Below are 18,549 nucleotides of genomic sequence, written 5' to 3'. Positions count from 1 at the left end.
CCTTTCCGCAAGGAGAGGGGGTTTTTTCATGCGCGCCCTGCCATGACAGGTTTCGGAAGAACACGAAAAATTTCACGCAAAAAACGAAAACCATCACTTTTCTGATGTTACTTTTAGAATGTGGAGCGTTAAAGCAGACGAATTGTCTTCAGAACAACGGCCTGCGGTTTCGCGGCGGAAGGGTTCACGATGCAGAACAGGAACGGGTCCAGAAAGCTGAGCGGATATGCTCTGACGAATTTCATTGCGACCATCTCGGCCACGGGAGGGCTGCTGTTCGGGTACGATACCGGCATCATTTCTTCCGCCCTGCTTCAGCTTCGCAACCAGTTCCATCTGGATACGCTTGGCGCGGAAGTCGTCACATCAGCCATCATTCTGGGCGCGCTGCTTGGCTGTCTCGGGGCGGGTGGTATTTCCGACCGGATCGGTCGCCGGCGGACGGTGATGATTGCAGCAGCCCTGTTCCTGGTGGGGACCGTGGTTGTCGCGTCCGCGCAAAGTGTAGCGGTTCTGATCATTGCCCGGCTGATCCTGGGTCTGGCCATCGGTGCAGCCTCGCAGATTGTGCCGATCTATATCGCGGAAATCTCGCCTCCCGAGCGTCGCGGCCGCCTTGTCGTCGGGTTCCAGTTGGCCGTGGTCTCCGGCATTACGGTTTCTTTCATTACCGGCTATCTCCTGCGGGATTTCAGCTGGCGTCTGATGTTTGGCATCGGGATGCTGCCTGCGCTCATTCTCTTCTTTGGCATGGCGTTTCTGCCTAACAGCCCGCGCTGGCTGGCCCTGAACGGGCAGACGGAAGAAGCCCGTGTGGTCCTGCGGCGTGTGCGCATATCCGATGAGGCCGCTGACCGTGAGCTGGCCGAGATTGTCGAAAACCACGATGTACAGGCTCCCTGGTCCGAGCTGGCGAAACCCTGGGTGCGTCCTGCGCTGACAGCGTCCGTGGGGATTGCGCTTCTGTGCCAGTTCACGGGCATCAATGCCGTCATGTATTACGCGCCGACGATCTTTGCCGATGCGGGGTTCGGGCAGGATTCCGCCCTGCTGACCTCCGTGGCTGTCGGGTTCGGAATGGTTTTTGCCACGGTGTTCGGGGGCTGGGCCGTCGATACCTGGGGACGGCGTACACTGCTTCTGCGACTGCTGCCGGGAGCCGTAGTGGCGCTGGCCGTACTGGGCATGGCGTTTGCCATGCACCTCACCGGTGGTATCGGGGCGTGGATCACGGTCGCGGCTGTGATGGCCTACACCATTTTCAATACGGGCAGTCTGTCGGTCGCCATCTGGCTGGTGGGGGCGGAAGTCTATCCGCTGTCCTGCCGTGGCAAGGGTATGAGCCTCGTTGCCGGAAGCCACTGGGGCGCGGATCTGATCATTTCCCTGACCACGCTGTCACTGGTGCAGATGCTGGGTGCCGGGTGGACGTTCTGGCTGTTTGCGGCCGTCAATGCTTTCGCGTTCTGGTTCGTGCTGCGCTACGTGCCCGAGACCAAGGGCCAGTCGCTTGAGGAACTGGAGCGGCGCCTGCGGAACGGAACATTCGCGCCGGTGGATCGCGCGGCAGCCCGGGCCGAAGCCCGGGCCCAGTAATGCAGCCTTTCAGGGGCGCCCGATCGAGCGGTAATCGAACCCGGCCTCGCGCATGAGGTCGGGGCTCCAGATGTTGCGCAGATCCGCGATGGCATTGCCACGCATGGCGCTGCGCAGTCGGGCGGGGTCGAGTGCGCGGAACATATTCCATTCTGTCAGGACTACCACAACGTCTGCTTCCTGGGCAGCGGCCAGCGCATCGTCGCAATAACGCACGTTTTGGGGCAGAAGCGCACGGGCGGCATCCATGCCTTCGGGATCGAACACCTGAAGGGTGGCACCGGCCTCATGCAGCCGGGCCAGAATGGGCAGGGAGGCCGCCTCGCGCATGTCGTCCGTATCGGGCTTGAACGTCAGGCCAAGGATGCCGATGGTCTTGCCCTCAAGGCTGCCACCAGCCTGAGCGATGATGCGTTCGGCCATGCCCGTTTTGCGGGCTTCGTTAATGGCGACCGTAGCTTCCACGAGTCTTGTAGGCGCGCCGGCATCCTGTGCGATGGCGGTCAGGGCGCGGGTATCCTTGGGGAAGCAGGAGCCGCCATAGCCCGGGCCAGGGCTGAGGAAGCGGCTGCCGATCCGCTGGTCGAGACCGATGCCACGTGCGACGTCGTGGATATTACCGCCGACTTTTTCGCACAGATCGGCCATCTCGTTGATGAAAGTGACCTTCATCGCCAGGAAGGCATTGGCGGCGTATTTGGTCAGTTCGGCCGTTTCCAGATCTGTGAGGACAATCGGCGCCTGAATGGCCAGCAGCGGGCGATAAAGCTGTTCAATCAGTCCCTGTGCCCGTGCGCCGCCGTCCGGTCCCGAACGGTCAATGCCGACAATGACGCGGTCCGGACGCATGAAGTCCTCAATGGCATTGCCTTCGCGGAGGAACTCGGGATTGGAGGCGACATCGAACGTCAGGTCCGGGCGGGTCTGACGCAGGATGCGGGCGACTTCGCGGCCTGTGCCCACGGGTACCGTGGATTTCGTGACGACCAGCAGATCCGTTCTAGCTGCGCGGGCAATTTCTTCGGCTGCGGCATAGACATAGGTCAGGTCGGCATGCCCATCCCCCCGTCGCGTGGGCGTTCCGACCGCGATGAAGACCGCGTCTGCGTCGCTCATGGCTGCCCCGAGGTCGTCTCCGAACGTCAGGCGTCCGGCTTCGACATTGCTGGCGACGAGGGTGTCCAGTCCGGGTTCGTAGATGGGAATGCGGCCTGCAGTAAGGGCGGCGAGTTTTTTCGGGTCTTGTTCCACGATGGCGACGTCGGCTCCGAACTCGGCGAAGCACGCGCCCGAGACGAGACCGACATATCCGCCACCGACCATTGCAATACGCATATTGGGACCCTCTTCTTTACGGTCCGACGTGCATAGCCGGGGGCAGGATGGGGTGCAAATCGGCCTCAGCGCGTGGGGCGTGCACAGGCATTCGAGGCCGCAAAGCCCTGCAGGACGGGCGGGAGGTTCGTAACCTCGTTTGAATCCGCGAGCATGGTCCGGCCTTCCTTGGACCATTTGGCCAGGGAAAGGATCGGGGCGTCAAAGCGGCCACTGACGCGGACGGGCACGTCCAGAGCGAAGAAGCTGGTGGAGAAGGGGCGGCTGGCGAAGACGAGATCGAGCCACCTGCGGTTGAGGTCGAAATTCGCTTTGGCGGCGATCGTGCCGGCACCGGTCCGCAGACGGAGCGGCACGACCACACCGATGCCCTGATGCATCTGCAGGACGCCGAGCAGGCAGGTGATCGGGGTCACGCCCTTGGCGTGGCGGAACAGCAGGCGCAGATCCATCGAGGCGGCCTCGACGATCTCACGGGCGATTTCGCCCTTTTCCATGCTGACGGCAGCCGTCAGGTCGGCACGGCTCATGGCTTCGTTGAGGGTATGGACGTTGTTGGCGCTGGCGGTGATGCGCAGGCTCAAGGTGCCTTGAACGGGAACAGGTGCGAGACCTGCGACGCGGCGCAGGCGGTCGATGTCGCCGTGGGTGAGGGCGACTTCGGCGGCGATGCGTGAGGATTTCCCATCGGCTTCGATATGGCCGTTGGCGCTCAGTGAGGCACCCACATAGCCGAGGCGCAGGACAGGGACATCGATACGGTTGGGGATCTGGGCGGCCTGGATCTTCAGGTTCGCAAAATCGAGCTTGTTGTAGATCAGCTGTCTGGCGGCAAGATCGAAATGGACCAGCGGGTCCGGATCGGGTGGGGTGAGGAGCAGCAGGTCGGCATGGGTCGTGGAGGGGCTCTTCTTGCTGCCTTTTGAGCCGGAAGGCGCGAGGATGGGCATCAGGCCGTTAATGTCGAGGCGGCCAAAACCGATCTTTGCCGTAACGTCATCGGGTTTGCCGTGGCTGCCTTCGACAAGCGTGAAGTCGCCGTCTTCCATCGTGCTGGTCTGGATGGTGCCGTTCGCCTTGCGGAAATGCCAGTTATCGCCGGAATGGCTGAAATCTCCGGACAGCGTCAGTTTGACGGGCGCATGGTCACCCTTCATGCCGGCGACGCTGAACAATGTGTCGGATGTAGGCGTGGTGACGGTGGTGTGGCCTTCCACGCCGTCAAAATCCATCGGGTCCGTCAGGGTGCCCGTAAAGTCCGAGGTCATGTCGCCGGACGTGACATGGGCCCTGGTGCCGTAGGGACGTTGAGGCGTTTTGCGAAGCTCGCGGATGGGCTCCATTTCGGCGGAAATATTTACGGGCGTGCCATTATAGGCGCCTGCGAGCGTCATGGTGAACGGGCTGGTATCGCTGGTCGAGGCGAGTTCGACCTTTTCAAGCGTGGCCTTGTAGGACGCACCATTGGCCGAGCGGTAGGTGACGTCGCTATCGAGGATCGTGGCGTTGCGCAGGCCCGGAGCGTCGTGCAGATCTGGAGCAGCATTGGCTTTGGCACGTTCTTCGGGAGAAAGCGGCGGCCGTGGTTCATTCTGATGGGGGCCGAAACGCCAGTTGGGCAGATGCGCCGGCGTGCGCTCGAACAGGCCCGAGAACTTCGAAATGACGACATTGCGCGTTTCTGGCGGTCCCCAGATCAGGGAGGTCAGGCGAATTTGCGCACCGAGATGGCCGAGCGTGACCATCTGCGGGCGCGTGCCGCTGGCGATATTGGCGATGGAGACGTCATCGGCCTCGATCGTCAGCCAGGTGCCGGGATGGACGTGCAGGGCGCCGATATGGACGGTGCGGTCGAGCTTTTTTTCCAGCTTCGCGGTGGCGAAGGCAGCGAGGTCCTTATGGTCGATCCAGATCCATCCTGCGCCGAACAGGGCCAGAAGGAGAACGGTCAGGGACAGGATGGAAACCAGAAACCAGCGCAGCAAGAGACAGTCTTTCAGGGATTCTTCAGTGAGGCCGGACAATACCGGGAAGTTTCTGAAAGGGAAACTCTGTGTGAAAGACTGGAGGATACAGGAATTATTTCAGGAAAGGCCTCAGAGATAAAAAGGCCCGTCCCTTTTGATTTCCCGGACGGCGGTTGTGTTACTGGAACTCAGCCCTGAATTTTTCGACGGCATGCAGGGCGCAGGCTTCGTCCTTGTCACCGCCGGGTGCGCCGGAAACGCCAAGTCCGCCAAGGATGGCGTGATCGCTCGTGCGGCGCAGGGTGACGCCACCGGGAACGAACAGGACTTCGGGGATGGTGTTCAGGGCGCCGTTCGCCGGGCCGGTGACGCCTGCGGCGATCAGTTCGCTGGTCGTATTCTTGTTGAAGGCCAGACCGTAGGAATAGGCCGTGTAAGCCTTGCGATAGGAGACGGAGAGCGATTGCAGGGGAACGGTGTCGCCCTTGATGACGGCCTGTTCATGGCCGCTCGTGTCCACGACGGTGGCGGTCACGGAATAGCCCTGTGCGGCGCAGATGCGGACGGCTTCGGAGGCCAGGGCCGCGGCGGTGGACCAGTCGAGTTTCTGGCTCGTGATAATATGGGAGCTGGCAGCGGGCTGGGCAAAAGCGGCGGGGCAGAGAAACGCCACTGCGAGTGCTGCTGCGGGAAGGAGCGGTTTTGCGTCTGGAAGCATCAGCCGGTTCTCTCGTTGTGGAACGGCAAGCATGCTGTCTGCGGGGCGTGGCTCGCAATCGGGAATGCGGGCATGCACGCAATGGTGTTGAGAAATGAAGGGCCTCTCCTGAACCGGAGTTCAGGAGAGAGTAGTTGTGTTGTTTAGAAAGCGGCCTGGATACGGGCTGCGATGGAGTTGCCGGTGCGACCGGCGGTGTTGGTGGCCTGGTTGCTGCGGGACACGATGAAGTGGCTGTAGTCCAGCTTCAGGGCGAAATGACGGTTCGGGTACCAGTTCAGGCCGCCGGTCCAGACGGTCTGCTGGCCGCCGCGGATGACGTTCTTGGCGTTTGCGTCGTTGAGATTGCTGTTGAGGTCGATGACGCTGTAATGGCCGACGACTTCAAGTGCGCCCCACTGGTTGAGGGCCGGATTGAATTCCTCGGAAGCCTTCACGCCTGGAGCGCCGAATGCGCCTTCCTTGTAGTTGTACATCCGCGGGTTGCCGAACAGGGTGTAAGCGGCGGATCCGTACCAGCCCTGGAAACTTGCGGTTTTCAGACCCGGAGCTGAGCGTTCCACACCAACGTGATAGTACTCACCCTTGACGATCAGGCGGCGCCAGCGCAGCCCGAGTTCCGGACCGGCGGCCCAGACCTGTGCGGCGTTGCTGATGCCACCGGTCGCGGCCAGATTGGCTTCGCCGATGTCGAACTCGGGACGCTGTCCGAAAGATGTCGAACGGGTGCAGTGGTTCGGATCGGAGCCTGTGTTGCAGGCCACCTTGAAGGCCGACATTGCGGAAGCGCCAACATGCAGGTCCACATCCTTGGTGGCGATCGGACGACCGGCGACGCGGAATACGGCGCCCGTCTGGCTGTCGACCGTGGAGCCGCTGCCGCCACCATAATAGGTGGAGCTCATGTCAGAGGCGTTGCGATGGCCCCATTCCTGACCCGTGAAGTAACCGGCGACCCACCAGCGCTTCTCGTAATGCAGGCCACCGACGCTGAAGCGGGCGTCGCCTGCGGCGATGTTACGCACCATGTCGGTGATGCTCGGACGCTCGAGCGTGAAGAAGTCGTTGGAGCTTTCGGAATCTTCCTCGGTCACGCGTGGCTGGAAGTAACCGACGGTCAGGACCGTGTTGTGCAGACCGGTATAGTTCAGGTTGCCTTCATAGAGGCCGACGTAACCGTCGTTATGGTTCGCGCCGAAGTCAGGCGTGACGGCTGCGACCCAGTTCTTGTAGCGGAACATGAACGGGATACGCAGACGGCGCTGGTTGGATGTGAAGCCGTTGAAGGCGCCGCGCGTCTCGCCGGGGCGGGGTCCGGAATTGAAGAAGCCGCCGAAGTCTTCATGATAAGCAAGGCCGATCGAGAGGGCATAGGCGCCGTCAGACGACTGGATCGTGGGGCGACCATTCGGGAAGCCGACCTTGATGCCGCCGACGCTGACTTCTTCGTCCTGCGCGGTGGCGCGCTGGAAGTCTGCCCAGGAGGAGACATCCGCGCGGTCTGACGGCGGACGGCCGTCATCCGCACCCGGCTTGGCCTGACGGACGCTGATGAACGGCTGTGCGGCCGGACGCGGCTGTCCGATATAGCGGCCACGCTGGGCGTAGGGGTTGTTTTCGGCTTCTTCCCGCTGGCGGGCCAGAACGGCGCGGGCGCGCTTCACTTCTTCAGCATGCTCTTTCTTCATGGCGGAGAGCTGTGCCTGCATGGCCTGGATCTGCCGTTCCATGATCTGCATCTGGTCGGCGGCCCGGGCATGGCCACAAAGAGGAAGAAGTGAAACCAGGGTCGTCGTGGCCAAAAGCGCCCTGGGGAGGGCCGTGGTCCGGCGGAAAGAAAAAACCATTGCTGCGGTGCGTCCTTCTGGGGAGGGCGTGTGTTCCGCAGTTCAGGTATCTGATTCGTATTTTGAAATAATGGGAAGGTTTCATGACGGAAACATGACAGTTCCATGACAGTCCGGGCTTAAAGCGCGGGAAACTGCGGTTTTCAGATTTCGTATGTCAGTTTTGTTGCGGAAGCGGGCCAGGCTGGTAATCAGCGGGAAGAAAGGTGTGACATTTTGGCACTTCCCGGTCTCCAGACCCTGTCATGAAACTATCACGCATGGCCCACTGTTTCTGTTTTCTGGTCAGCGTTACTAAGGGCGCAGTTTTCACGCCCCATAAGGGATTCCCATGATCAAGAGCAGAGCTCCGCTATTCGGTCTTCTTGTTGCCACGGCCCTTGGCACTGCTGCCATGACCTCGTCCTCTGCACAGGCTGCGGACATCACTGGCGCAGGGTCCAGCTTCGCCGCACCGATCTATGGTGCGTGGGGCACGGCGGCCAAGAGCCAGACCGGTATTGCCGTGAACTACCAGAGCGTGGGCTCCAGCGCCGGTCAGGATCAGGTCATTGCCCGGACGGTTGATTTCGGTGCATCCGACAAGCCGATGAGCGGCGACCGTCTGGCCAAGGAAAAGCTGTACCAGTTCCCGACCGTCATGAGCGGCATCGTGGTCGTGGCAAACGTACCGGGGATCGCACCGGGGCAGCTCCGTCTCGATGGTCCGACGCTGGCCGGTCTGTATGACGGCGAGATCACGACCTGGGATGACGACCGCATCAAGGCCCTGAACCCGGGTCTGAAGCTGCCGGACACGGATGTGGCACCGATCCACCGTGCCGATGGTTCGGGCACAAGCTACGTCTTCACGTCCTATCTGTCGCAGGTTTCCCCGACCTGGAAGCAGAAGCTCGGCGCCGGCACGTCCATCGCCTGGCCGGGCGGTTCGGGTGCGCGTGGCAATGACGGCATTGCCGCCATGGTGCGCCAGACGGAAGGTGGTGTGGGTTACGTCGAGTACTCCTATGCCGCGCAGAATCACCTCAACATCGCCAAGATGAAGAACCACAGCGGTGCCTTCGTGGAGCCGACGCTGGCCAGCTTCGCCGAAGCTGCCAAGGCTGCTGACTGGGCCCATGCCGATCACTATGCAGTGAACCTGCTGGATACGGATGGTGCCTCTTCCTGGCCGATCGTGACGGCAACATTCGTTCTGGTGCCGGTCGATGCCGCCCAGAAAGAGTCCGGCAAGGCTGTGCGCAACTTCTTTACGTGGGGTTTCCAGCATGGTGACGCGGATAATGCCCGCCTCGACTATGTCGGTCTTCCGCAGAACGTGAAGACGGACATTCTGGCCAACTGGCCGAAGTAAGGTCTGCGTTTCCGTCCGAAGGCACCGGCCGGCCCTGAATTCAGGGCTGGTCAGTCCGGGCAAAAAGGCGTTGAGTATGGAAACGGGCTTCTCCAGCAGGGGAAGCCCGTTTTCGGTTTTCTGATAGTCCAGCCATGGTGCCTGCGTGTCCGCTACGTCGCTTTCCGAACAGACGTCCCCGCCGGGGATGAATGCCCTGACCCGTGTGCTGATCGGTGTGATCTTCATTCTGGGGCCCGTTTCGACAGACATGTATCTGCCGGCCTTCCCGGCGCTGGAGCATGATCTGGGGCATGGGGCCGGATCGGCACAGCTGACGCTGACGGCCTGGCTGGCGGGGCTGGCGATCGGGCAGTTCACCCTGGGGCCACTCTGTGACCGCTATGGGCGCAAGCTGCCGCTTCTGTGCGGGCTGGTGGTGTATGCTCTTGCTTCGGTCGGACTGGCGCTGACGACCAGTTTTCACATGTTCTGTGTGCTGCGCTTTGTTGCGGCTCTGGGAGGGGCGATCAGTTCCGTCGCACCTCGTGCGATGGTGCGGGACGTGGCGACCGGGGCGGCGGGTGTAAAGCTCATGTCGCAGCTGATGCTGATTTTCGGTCTGGGGCCTCTGCTAGCGCCCTCGATCGGGAGCTTTCTGCTGGATCTGGGGAACTGGCGGCTGATCTTCTGGGCGAATGTCGCTTTTGGCATCGTGATGTTCTTCGGCACGCTGTTCCTGCTGCCTGAGACGCTGCCTCTGGACCGGCGTTTTGCGTTGCCAGTCAGCGGAATGGTGGCCCGTTACAGGGATCTGCTGCGGGAGCCGCTATTCTGTTCGGCGGTGATGGTCGTCAGCTTCGGGACGTTCACGATGTTCGCCTATCTGTCGAACGCGCCGGCGCTGTTCGAGGGCATCCTGCATTTCTCGCCGCATCTGTTCGCCATTCTCTTCGGGCTGAACGGTGTGGGCTTCATTCTGGGCTCGCAGATCAATGCACGGCTGGCCAACCGGTTCCTGTTCACGCGGGTGATGGAGTTCGGGATGCTGGCGGTGCTGGTGTTCTGTATTCTGGCCGTTCTGATCTGTCTGGCGGGCTTTGCGGGGCCAAAAGATCCGTGGATCCTGTGCACGCTGATCTGGTGCACGACATTTTCGCTGGGCTTCATCGGACCGAATGCGGGCATCCTGGCACTGACGCATCATGGGCATCAGGCGGGCGCGGCTTCGGCACTGATGGGAACGATGAACTGGACGATCGCCGGTCTGGCGGGCGTCATGATGTCCTTTCTGCCGACACACTGGGTCGGATCGACATCGGTCGGGATGCTGGTTGGGATCAGCTTCTGCTGGCTGTGCGATCTGTGGCGCCGCCGGCTGGACCCGGAATCCTACCTCTCGGTCCGTCACTGAACGCGATACGCGTCAGCCGGAAAAGATCAGGAGCGGGACGCCCGGCACGATGGCCGGGCTTGTCCCGAGATAACTGTGATCAGCTCTCGGAAACGCGGTCGGAAGCGACCGTAGCGATCATCAGGGCGCCGATCATCGGGACGAAGGCAACCATCGAGAACTGTGCGAGCAGGCTGGTGGGAAGGCCGATCAGGTGGATCAGGGTCATGGACGTCATTTGGAAAATCTCCGTGTGGTTTTGTTTGCCGTCTTTGCGGCGTGCAGCGGGAGAAACTCCAGAATCGGGGTCCAAAGCAACAAATACAGATGCAGGGTCAGCCCTGCATTCCATGCATAAATGCGTTTTAAACTTTTACCTTCTTTGCGGAGACGCTGTTTTTGTTTCCGTCAGGCGATTATTTCGCTTTTGTTAAAGTAAAGTTGCGTGCGCTTGTGGATCGGTATTTCTTTCGGGAAAGGGTACCGTTCCGGGTGGTTTTTGAAATAAAATTGCGCGGATGGTTATTCCGCGTCGAGGCTCAGATCCGTGTCGCGGCGCAGTCCGTGCCAGCTCAGCAGGGTGTCGGCGAGGAAAAACATCAGCGATCCGACGGTGCAGGCGAGAGCTATGCCGAAAAGTGCGAGCAGCCATGCTGACGTCGAGGCGTCCCGGATCGAGCCGACGAACAGCGCCATGGCCGCACCGCAGGTCGAGGCGCCGCCGATCGCGTTGAGGAGAATCGCGGCATCCAGCACGAAGACGCGGCGGTGCAGGCGGGTCTGCTGGGTGCGGAGACGTTCGGGGGTGTTGAGTGGATCGGCCGGCGCATCATCCGTAGCGGGTGTGCTGAGCTTCTTGCGGACGTCTTCGAGATGATCGGCAACGCGGGCCAGGCGTGTGTTGAAGACGTTGATGAGCGTGCCGATGCCCGAGAGCATGAAGACGGGAGTGAGCGCGACCTGAATCAGGTGGGCGGCACTGTCGACGGGATCGGGATCGTAGGAAATCGGAAAAGCCATAGTGTCTTATACTGCATGATCCGATTGCGGAAAGACGCAGGGTCCGGAAAAGGCGCCTCTGGCAAAAGAGGGGGCAGATGGAGTAGGGAAGGGCAGCCATTACAAGAGATGTCCCGGCCCTGATGCTGTTTCTCCGTCGCCTGTCCTGTCGTGTCGCCCTGCTCTGTGTGGGACTGGGGCTGTCTGTTCCGGCGGTGCGGGCGCAGGCCGTGATGGACGCGCCACCGCATTGCAGTGGAATAGCACTTCAGGCCGAGTTCGCCTGCCGGAGCTGGACCGAGGTGGCGCGGGATGTGAAGGCGGGGACAGATACCATCATCATTCCCGTAGGCGGGACCGAGCAGAGCGGTCCTTATATGGCGGTCGGCAAGCATAATGTGCGGGCGCAGGTTCTGGCGGATGCCATTGCGCTTCAGGCCGGGCATACGCTGGTGGCCCCTGTTGTGGCGTATGTGCCGGAAGGCTCAACGAGTCCGCGCACGTCTCACATGAAGTTTCCGGGCACGATTTCTGTGCCGCCCGCCGTGTTCGAAGGACTGCTCAAAGGCGCTGCGGAGAGTTTCCGCGTTCAGGGGTTCAAGCGGATCGTGCTGCTGGGCGATCATGGCGGATACCAGTCTTTCATGGCGCAGGTGGCGCAGGAGCTGAACCGGGCCTGGAAGGGCCAAGCGGCCGTGCTTTACCTGCGCGATTACTATGAAGTTGTTCCTCACCAATATGCTGATGCCCTGCGTGCGCAGGGGCATGCGGCAGAGGTGGGGCTTCATGCGGAGTTGAGCGATACGTCGCTGATGCTGGCGGTTGATCCGTCGCTTGTGCGTCAGGATGCGTTGCGCGCGGCTCCGAAACCGGGTGCGGCCGAGGGCGTCTATGGTGGCGATCCGCGGCGCGCATCGGCCGGGCTCGGCCGGATCGGCACGGACATGCAGATCCGGACCGCGGTTGCGGCAATCCAGTCTTTCCAAAGGAGCCATCCATGACATTCAAGACTCCTCTTCTGGTAGCGATGACGCTGCTGGGAGCTGCCGCGGCCCATGCGCAGGAATATTCCCCGAGTGCCCCGATGGTGCCGGTTCCGGCTGATGCTTCCGCACCTGTTGCGGCGCCGGTCGCGGCCTCCGGTATCCAGACGATTCCGGGCATGCCGCCGGTGATTGACCCGAAGAACATCTATAGCGAGACGACACCGTCCCATATCTCGCCGGCGATTGCGCAGGACCCGGCCCGCATCTATGTGCCGAACCTGCGCGGGGACAGCGTGTCCGTTATCGATCCGGCGTCCTTTCAGGTCGTGGACACATTCCGGGTCGGGCATTCGCCGCAGCATGTGGTGCCGTCTTGGGATCTGCGGATGCTGTGGGTGACGAATAACAGCGAAGGCCGTCCGGACGGGTCGCTGACGCCGATCAATCCGGCGACGGCCAAGCCGGGCCCGTCCATTGCCGTGGATGATCCGTACAACATGTATTTCACGCCGGACGGGAAATACGCGATTACGGTGGCCGAGGCGCATAAGCGCCTGGACTTCCGCGACCCGCATACGATGGAGCTGAAGGGCTCGGTCGAGACGCCGGAATGCAAGGGCGTCAATCACGCCGATTTCTCCATCGACGGCAAATACGCGATCTTCACCTGCGAGTTCGGCGGTTATGTCGCCAAGGTCGATACAGTGAACCTGAAAATGATCGGGATGCTGAAGCTGTCCAAGGGTGGCATGCCGCAGGACATTCTGACGGCGCCGGATGGTCACAAGTTCTATGTGGCGGACATGATGGCGGATGGCGTGTTCGTTGTGGACGGGGATTCCTTCAAGGAAACCGGCTTCATCCCGACGGGTATCGGCACGCATGGCCTGTATCCGAGCCGTGACGGCAAGCTGATGTATGTCGCCAATCGTGGCTCACACCGCATTCATGGTCCGAAGCATGGTCCGGGTGGCGTATCGATCATCGATTTCGCGACGGACAAGGTCATCAAGACGTGGATGATCCCCGGTGGCGGTAGCCCGGACATGGGCAATGTCAGCGCGGACGGCAAGCTGCTTTGGCTGTCGGGCCGGTTTGATGACGTGGTCTATGCGATCGATACCGATACGGGAGCGATGCGCAAGATCCCGGTCGGCGCAGAGCCGCATGGCCTGACGGTCTGGCCGCAGCCGGGACGCTACAGCGTCGGGCATACGGGCATCCTGCGGTAAGGTCCGCGGGAGTGATGGATTGAAAAAGGGAGACAGTGTTCTGTCTCCCTTTTTTGTCTTGTGGACGAAAGGCGCTCTCAGCGTCGGTTCGGTGTCGCCGGTTCCTTGGAAAAGAAGCGGTCAATCGCGGGGCCGATGAAGTAACCGATGATCCCGGTGATCAGGACGGAGGGCCAGGCCCAGCCGGCGTAGTCTTTGAAGAAATCCTGGTTTTCCAGGTAGGTCATGACGGCGATGTCGATCAGGACGAGCGTCCACAATGTTGTGGACAGGAAGGGCTGGAGCCATGCGTGGCGGACTGTACGGGTCATGGATGCCTCTCCGGGTTACGAGATCGAGACGTGGAAGACGAAGATCATCCCGCAGATGAAGGCGCCGAGCAGCGGGAGCCAGCAGGTGTGCAGGTGGTTGTGGTCGTCCATGTAGGAATAGGCCAGCGCGAGCGCCACATAGACATGCGCAAACACGAGGCCGAGGACCATTCCAATAAAGCGCTTTTTCAGGACCCGCTCTTCCTGACGGTTCTTCTCGGCCAGCGCGGCCGGATCGGGGCGCGCCATTGGTGCAGCCCCAGGATCAGTCGCAGGAGTGGTTTTCTGATCGGGGGCGGACGAATCTGATGAGACCAGGACAAGAGACATCGCTGGATTCCTTGGCATGATCCTCGCCGTTTGGCGGGCGATGCGGGGCCACAGGAAAATCGGGCCGGGAAATCGTCTGCGTGGCAGCGGTGAGGAGGGTTCTCGATAATACGGAGACAGGATGATCCTGTCGGAACCTTAAATCAAGACTTTATTTAATTGATTAATAATTATGGGCGAAGCATGCCGGAATGGCATTGCCTCGCCCATGGTTCGGTCTGGGGATCAGGCCGGTGCGTTGCCCTCCGGCTTGCCGTTGTCCTGGGCTGGTGGTGTTGGCGCGGCGGGAGCGTCGTTAGCAGGGGATGGCAGGCGCACGTCGGCGGCGATACGCATGGCGTTGCCCGGTGGAGTTGTGGAATAGGCCGTGGGTGTATAAAATTTGATCCCGGCATTCGCGAAACGGTTAGCTACGCGGCGGTAGAACTCGCGTTTGACCTTCCATTTCATCATTGGTGCGGTTCTGATCGTTCCGATCAGCACTGCGCCGTTGCTGTCGCTGGTATCGACTCCCAGATCATTATATCCGGTCAGCAGAAGTGGACCGAATACGGCATCTTGCTGCATCTCTTTGATGGTATCGGCCATCAGGGCGACCACACGCGGCAGATCTTCGGAATTGTCAACCTGCTGCTTGATGACGATCTGGTTGTAGCCTCGCGCGGTGTTGGCAATGGAGGATACAGACGAGAATGGAATGATGTGAAGGTCGCCATCAAAGTCGCGCACTTTCACCGTACGGATGGAAAGGTTTTCCACCGTTCCAGCTACACCGCTGGTTGTCACCCAGTCGCCGACCTGAATGGCGTCTTCGACGAGCATGAAAAAGCCCGTGATGAAGTCCTTGACCAGGCTCTGCGAACCGAAGGCGATGGCGGCACCCATGATGCCTGCGCCGGTGAGCAGCGGGGTAACATTGATACCGATCTGGGATAGTGTCGTGACCGCGACGATGATGATGATGACCGCCAGAAGGACGGTGCGGATGATCGGCATGACGGTCCGCAGGCGTGTTGCCCTCGATATCTGATCCGATTTTTCGAAGCGGTTGAGCTGCTGGCTCAGCAGGGCGTTGATGATTTCCCAGATCGTGACGGCCACGGTGAGGGCGACCAGCATCGTCAGGACGGCATCCATCAGGTGACGGCCGATGGCGTTGTGAAGGAAGAAGCCGAATGTGGGCAGGCCCCAGGCTTCGGTCATGGCGATGAGGGTCAGGAACAAGAGGACGCCGGTCAGGATCCTGCGGGCGAAAGGATAGTAGCGGTCGGCGCGTTTCTGCAGATCGGGAAAACGTTCGGTCAGGGCCGGATTAATGCGGAAGAAGCGGTCCTGCAATCCATAAGCCATGACCGCCACAAGCCGGGAGGCGACCAGGATGCCGATGGTGATGCCGGTGGTGTCGAGAATCCAGCGGTAGCCGCCCGGAAGATGGGCAGCCCAGACAATCCACAGCGATATGTCGAGGAACATGGCCGGGACCCACCACAGCCGGGTAAGGGCGACGATAAAGGTCCACATCGCGGTGTCGGGAACGGCGCGGGGTTGCAGGGCGCGGCTGACGAGGTGACGGATGCGCCAGATGAAAATGGCGATCAGAATGTGTTCGATCAGGACTACGCCGCGGATCATGGCGTCCGTGCCGCGCGGTGACAGGTTGAACTGGCCGCCCAGTGTGGAGAGGCAGAAAATGATGGCGGGAGCGGCGACCAGCACGTTCCACCAGCGGGTCAGCAGGAAGGCGGTGGCGTCCGTGGCGGGCAGGAGGCGGATGGTGGGGGACCGTGGTGCGAAGCCGGTTTCGACGAACAGATACAGGCAGCGGGCGGCCGCGTAGCAGTTGGCCAGCGTCATGATGACGTTGTCGGTCTTCGCATTCCAGGGGAAGATCAGAATGGCGAGATAGGCCACTGCCAGGAAGGCGAGGACCGGGACGGCCTTCAGGGCGAAATGTCCCAGCGCGTAAGGGACGCGGGCGAGGAAGCGCAGGGTTTCGACCTGTCGGCGCTGGTCTGCAGCACGGGTCTGGCTGGAGCCATCGACGATGGGTTCCTGCGGGGTGTCTTCTTCGGTTGCGACTGCGCTGCGCTGTTCGCGGTTCTCGGCATTCTGCGTGAGTTGCCGGAGCGGCTTGCGGAGGCTGAGGGCGACAACCCGTTCCAGGGCGATGCCGCACAGCATGACGATGAGCCCGCCTCCGAAGGCGTGCAGGATCGTGGTGCGGCTGTCTGCCGAGGCCAGCATCCTGTGGGCCCAGTGGCCGACGATTGCAAGGTCGCTGAACAGTCCGAGGAAATTATGCAGATAACCGAGAGCCTGAAGGCGGATGCTGCTCAGGCCGGTATGGATATCGGGCGGGACTTCGGCGACCGGCTTGGCGGGTGTAACTTTTGCAGGAGCCGCTTTGGGGGCCGCTGCCACCGGAGCCGCGGGTGCTGGTGTTGTGGCGGGCGTCTCGACCTGAAGGCCACGGGCCATCAGGGAGAGGGTATGGGTGAAGGATTCCCGCTCCTTGGGATTGTTCAGGACGTTGAGGAGCTGCTGCGCTTCCTGCTTGTTGAGGGGAGCGTCCGTTGTGGTCGTGGTGCTGTCCGCCGCCATGGCGGGCGCCAGAGACGTCAGGAGGCTGAGGGCCAGAAAGAGAAGGATACCGGGGAGGGACCGTCCGGTCCGTGGCGCGGAGAATGAAGCGGGATCGGGACGGGGTATCAACGGCATCGGTCTGGAGAGTCCTTCAGAGTACGCGTTCTGGAGTGGGTTTTGTGACATGCACAGGGCACAGTCTGTTGACGCAAACATGGCACAAGGCGGCGGCCCTGTCCCGCCCTCTTCATGCGGGCGGCCTATTCGGATATGGAGGCTTCGTGCTGTGCGAGCCGGTCGAGTGCATCGGCGTTGCGGATGGCCCAGTGATAGAGCAGCTCGACAGGTTCCACGAAGGTCTTTCCGAGTTCCGTCAGGCTGTAATCGACATGGGGTGGCATGATCTGCCGGACATTGCGCCGGATGAGGCCCTGCGATTCAAGATCACGAAGAGTCTGGATCATCATTTTTTTCGACAGATCGGGGATGCTGCGCTGGAGCTTTCCGGGGCGGGCCGTACCACCCAGAAGATGCAGCGTGTGCAGTATCATGGTGGTCCATTTACCGCTGAAAAGCCTCAGAATCCGGCGCGGCGCACAGTCTTCGGCGAAAGGTGCCTGACGGTAGTGATCGGGCAGCGGCGATGTCATGGAGTGGGAACCTTCTGGTCACCAGGGCACGAAAAGGTGCCGTCTGGTGGAATTGGGGATGTCGTATCAGATGTGGAGCAGACCCTGTTTTCTGCAAAGGAAAAATCCCATGACCTCTTCTGTTCCTGCTGTGGCACCAGTTCGGACCGCCCTGGTGGTCGGGGCGACAGGTATTGTCGGCCAGAATCTTGCGGCGCGTCTCGTGGCCGAGGGGTGGACGGTGCATGGTCTGGCCCGTCGGCCACGCCATGATGTGGCGGGCGTGCTGCCGGTGGCGGCCGATCTGCTGGATCCGTCGTCGCTCGCCGAAGCGCTGAAGGATCTGCGGCCAAGCCATGTGTTCTTCTGCTCCTGGATGCGTCAGGCGACCGAGGAAGAGAACTGCCGCGTCAATGCGGCGATGGTGCGCAACCTGTTCGCAGCCTTGCCGGAGCCGGGGCTTCTGGTTCACGCGGCGCTGACGACCGGCATGAAGCATTATCTTGGCCCGTTCGAGGCCTATGCGTCGGGAGAGCCGCCCGTGACGCCGTTCCGGGAGGAGGTGCCCCGACTGGATCTGCGGAATTTCTACTACGATCAGGAAGACGCGCTCTACGAAGCGGCCGAGCGCCATGGCTTTTCGTGGAGCGTGCATCGTCCGCATACGGTGATCGGCTATGCGGTCGGCAATGCGATGAATATGGGTAGCACGCTGGCGGTCTATGCGACGATCTGCCGGGAAACCGGTCGGCCGTTCGTCTTTCCGGGATCGCCGGTGCAGTGGGATGGGCTGACCGATCTGACGGATGCGCGGCAACTGGCGCGGCAGCTGCTCTGGGCGTCCACGTCTGCGGCGGGCCGGAACGAGGCGTTCAATATTGTGAATGGCGATCTGGTGCGCTGGAAATGGCTCTGGCCGCGTTTGGCAGTATGGTTCGGGATTGAGGCTGCGCCTTATCCGGGGCATGCGACCTCGCTTGAGGAAACGCTTTCGGGTGATGCGGAACTCTGGGAGCAGATTGCCGCGAAATACGGTCTGACGGAGAGCCGGATCGGGCGGTTGGCCTCGGCCTGGCATACGGATGCGGATCTGGGGCGGCCGGTCGAATGTGTGACGGATATGAGCAAGAGCCGCCGCGCCGGGTTTTTGGATTACCAGTACACGCCGGACTCTTTTACCGATCTGTTCACCCGTCTGCGGGCGGAACGACTGATCCCGTAACGGGCGGTTCTTAGGGCTTTTGCAGTTTGGCTACCGTAAAGGTCCTGTTTTCCGTTTCAGTCAGTGAT

The 18,549-nt window shown here is 61.4% G+C and carries 16 protein-coding genes; 6 read left to right on the top strand and 10 right to left on the bottom strand.

Going from position 1 to position 18,549, the window contains the following annotated elements; translation table 11 throughout:
* Positions 1-189: 189 nt before the first annotated feature.
* Positions 190-1,596 (top strand): sugar porter family MFS transporter, encoded by a 1,407-nt coding sequence (locus HKD24_RS07855; protein WP_194259784.1) that lies wholly within the window; start codon positions 190-192, stop codon positions 1,594-1,596.
* 9 nt (positions 1,597-1,605) lie between these two features.
* On the opposite strand, the gene HKD24_RS07850 is transcribed toward HKD24_RS07855, so the two are convergent.
* The 4 genes from HKD24_RS07850 to HKD24_RS07835 all read right to left on the bottom strand — a co-directional run bounded on the left by HKD24_RS07850 (position 1,606) and on the right by HKD24_RS07835 (position 7,463).
* Complete coding sequence (locus HKD24_RS07850; RefSeq protein ID WP_194259783.1) at positions 1,606-2,931, bottom strand: UDP-glucose dehydrogenase family protein; 1,326 nt, start codon at positions 2,929-2,931, stop codon at positions 1,606-1,608.
* Between the two features lie 65 nt (positions 2,932-2,996).
* Entirely contained in the window at positions 2,997-4,916 is a 1,920-nt protein-coding gene (locus HKD24_RS07845) for an AsmA family protein (protein WP_194259782.1), read from the bottom strand.
* Positions 4,917-5,076: 160 nt separating this feature from the next.
* The gene (locus HKD24_RS07840; protein ID WP_194259781.1) at positions 5,077-5,616 is read right to left on the bottom strand and encodes a GlcG/HbpS family heme-binding protein; all 540 of its coding nucleotides are present in this window, start codon (positions 5,614-5,616) and stop codon (positions 5,077-5,079) included.
* Between the two features lie 143 nt (positions 5,617-5,759).
* On the bottom strand, positions 5,760-7,463 hold the full coding sequence (locus HKD24_RS07835) for a porin (RefSeq protein ID WP_194259780.1): 1,704 nt from the start codon (positions 7,461-7,463) through the stop codon (positions 5,760-5,762).
* 331 nt (positions 7,464-7,794) lie between these two features.
* Between HKD24_RS07835 and pstS the strand changes: the two genes are divergently transcribed.
* Both pstS and HKD24_RS07825 read left to right on the top strand, forming a co-directional pair.
* Positions 7,795-8,817, top strand: coding sequence for a phosphate ABC transporter substrate-binding protein PstS (gene pstS, locus HKD24_RS07830; protein ID WP_194259779.1), 1,023 nt, complete (start codon positions 7,795-7,797; stop codon positions 8,815-8,817).
* A gap of 145 nt (positions 8,818-8,962) precedes the next feature.
* Positions 8,963-10,210: a multidrug effflux MFS transporter gene (locus tag HKD24_RS07825; protein WP_194259778.1), complete on the top strand. Its 1,248-nt coding sequence runs from the start codon at positions 8,963-8,965 to the stop codon at positions 10,208-10,210.
* Positions 10,211-10,289: 79 nt separating this feature from the next.
* Here the strand turns inward: HKD24_RS07825 and HKD24_RS07820 are convergent, their stop codons facing one another.
* Both HKD24_RS07820 and HKD24_RS07815 read right to left on the bottom strand, forming a co-directional pair.
* Positions 10,290-10,427: a hypothetical protein gene (locus HKD24_RS07820; protein WP_153429664.1), complete on the bottom strand. Its 138-nt coding sequence runs from the start codon at positions 10,425-10,427 to the stop codon at positions 10,290-10,292.
* Between the two features lie 284 nt (positions 10,428-10,711).
* Positions 10,712-11,209 (bottom strand): DUF2721 domain-containing protein, encoded by a 498-nt coding sequence (locus HKD24_RS07815; RefSeq protein ID WP_194259777.1) that lies wholly within the window; start codon positions 11,207-11,209, stop codon positions 10,712-10,714.
* A 122-nt stretch (positions 11,210-11,331) separates the two neighbouring features.
* Here HKD24_RS07815 and HKD24_RS07810 point away from each other — a divergent pair, with 122 nt between their 5' ends.
* Both HKD24_RS07810 and HKD24_RS07805 read left to right on the top strand, forming a co-directional pair.
* Entirely contained in the window at positions 11,332-12,189 is an 858-nt protein-coding gene (locus HKD24_RS07810) for a creatininase family protein (protein WP_194259776.1), read from the top strand.
* Complete coding sequence (locus HKD24_RS07805; RefSeq protein ID WP_194259775.1) at positions 12,186-13,406, top strand: YncE family protein; 1,221 nt, start codon at positions 12,186-12,188, stop codon at positions 13,404-13,406. Before HKD24_RS07810 ends, HKD24_RS07805 begins: the two co-directional genes overlap by 4 nt.
* A 77-nt stretch (positions 13,407-13,483) precedes the next feature.
* On the opposite strand, the gene HKD24_RS07800 is transcribed toward HKD24_RS07805, so the two are convergent.
* The 4 genes from HKD24_RS07800 to HKD24_RS07785 form a co-directional block, all read right to left on the bottom strand.
* Positions 13,484-13,717 (bottom strand): hypothetical protein, encoded by a 234-nt coding sequence (locus HKD24_RS07800; RefSeq protein WP_194259774.1) that lies wholly within the window; start codon positions 13,715-13,717, stop codon positions 13,484-13,486.
* A gap of 15 nt (positions 13,718-13,732) precedes the next feature.
* Positions 13,733-14,047 carry a hypothetical protein gene (locus HKD24_RS07795; RefSeq protein ID WP_194259773.1) on the bottom strand — a complete coding sequence of 105 codons (315 nt, stop codon included), beginning with the start codon at positions 14,045-14,047 and terminating at the stop codon, positions 13,733-13,735.
* A gap of 225 nt (positions 14,048-14,272) precedes the next feature.
* The gene (locus HKD24_RS07790; protein ID WP_228124254.1) at positions 14,273-16,765 is read right to left on the bottom strand and encodes a mechanosensitive ion channel family protein; all 2,493 of its coding nucleotides are present in this window, start codon (positions 16,763-16,765) and stop codon (positions 14,273-14,275) included.
* Positions 16,766-16,890: 125 nt separating this feature from the next.
* The gene (locus HKD24_RS07785) at positions 16,891-17,280 is read right to left on the bottom strand and encodes a winged helix-turn-helix transcriptional regulator (protein WP_194259772.1); all 390 of its coding nucleotides are present in this window, start codon (positions 17,278-17,280) and stop codon (positions 16,891-16,893) included.
* A gap of 109 nt (positions 17,281-17,389) precedes the next feature.
* Between HKD24_RS07785 and HKD24_RS07780 the strand changes: the two genes are divergently transcribed.
* Complete coding sequence (locus HKD24_RS07780) at positions 17,390-18,481, top strand: SDR family oxidoreductase (RefSeq protein WP_194259771.1); 1,092 nt, start codon at positions 17,390-17,392, stop codon at positions 18,479-18,481.
* Positions 18,482-18,549: the final 68 nt, after the last annotated feature.

It is taken from the genome of Gluconobacter vitians, assembly GCF_015244565.1.
GTDB lineage: Bacteria > Pseudomonadota > Alphaproteobacteria > Acetobacterales > Acetobacteraceae > Gluconobacter > Gluconobacter vitians.
The sequence above is the reverse complement of the archived record's forward strand: the minus strand, read 5'-3'. Positions and strand labels throughout refer to the sequence as shown.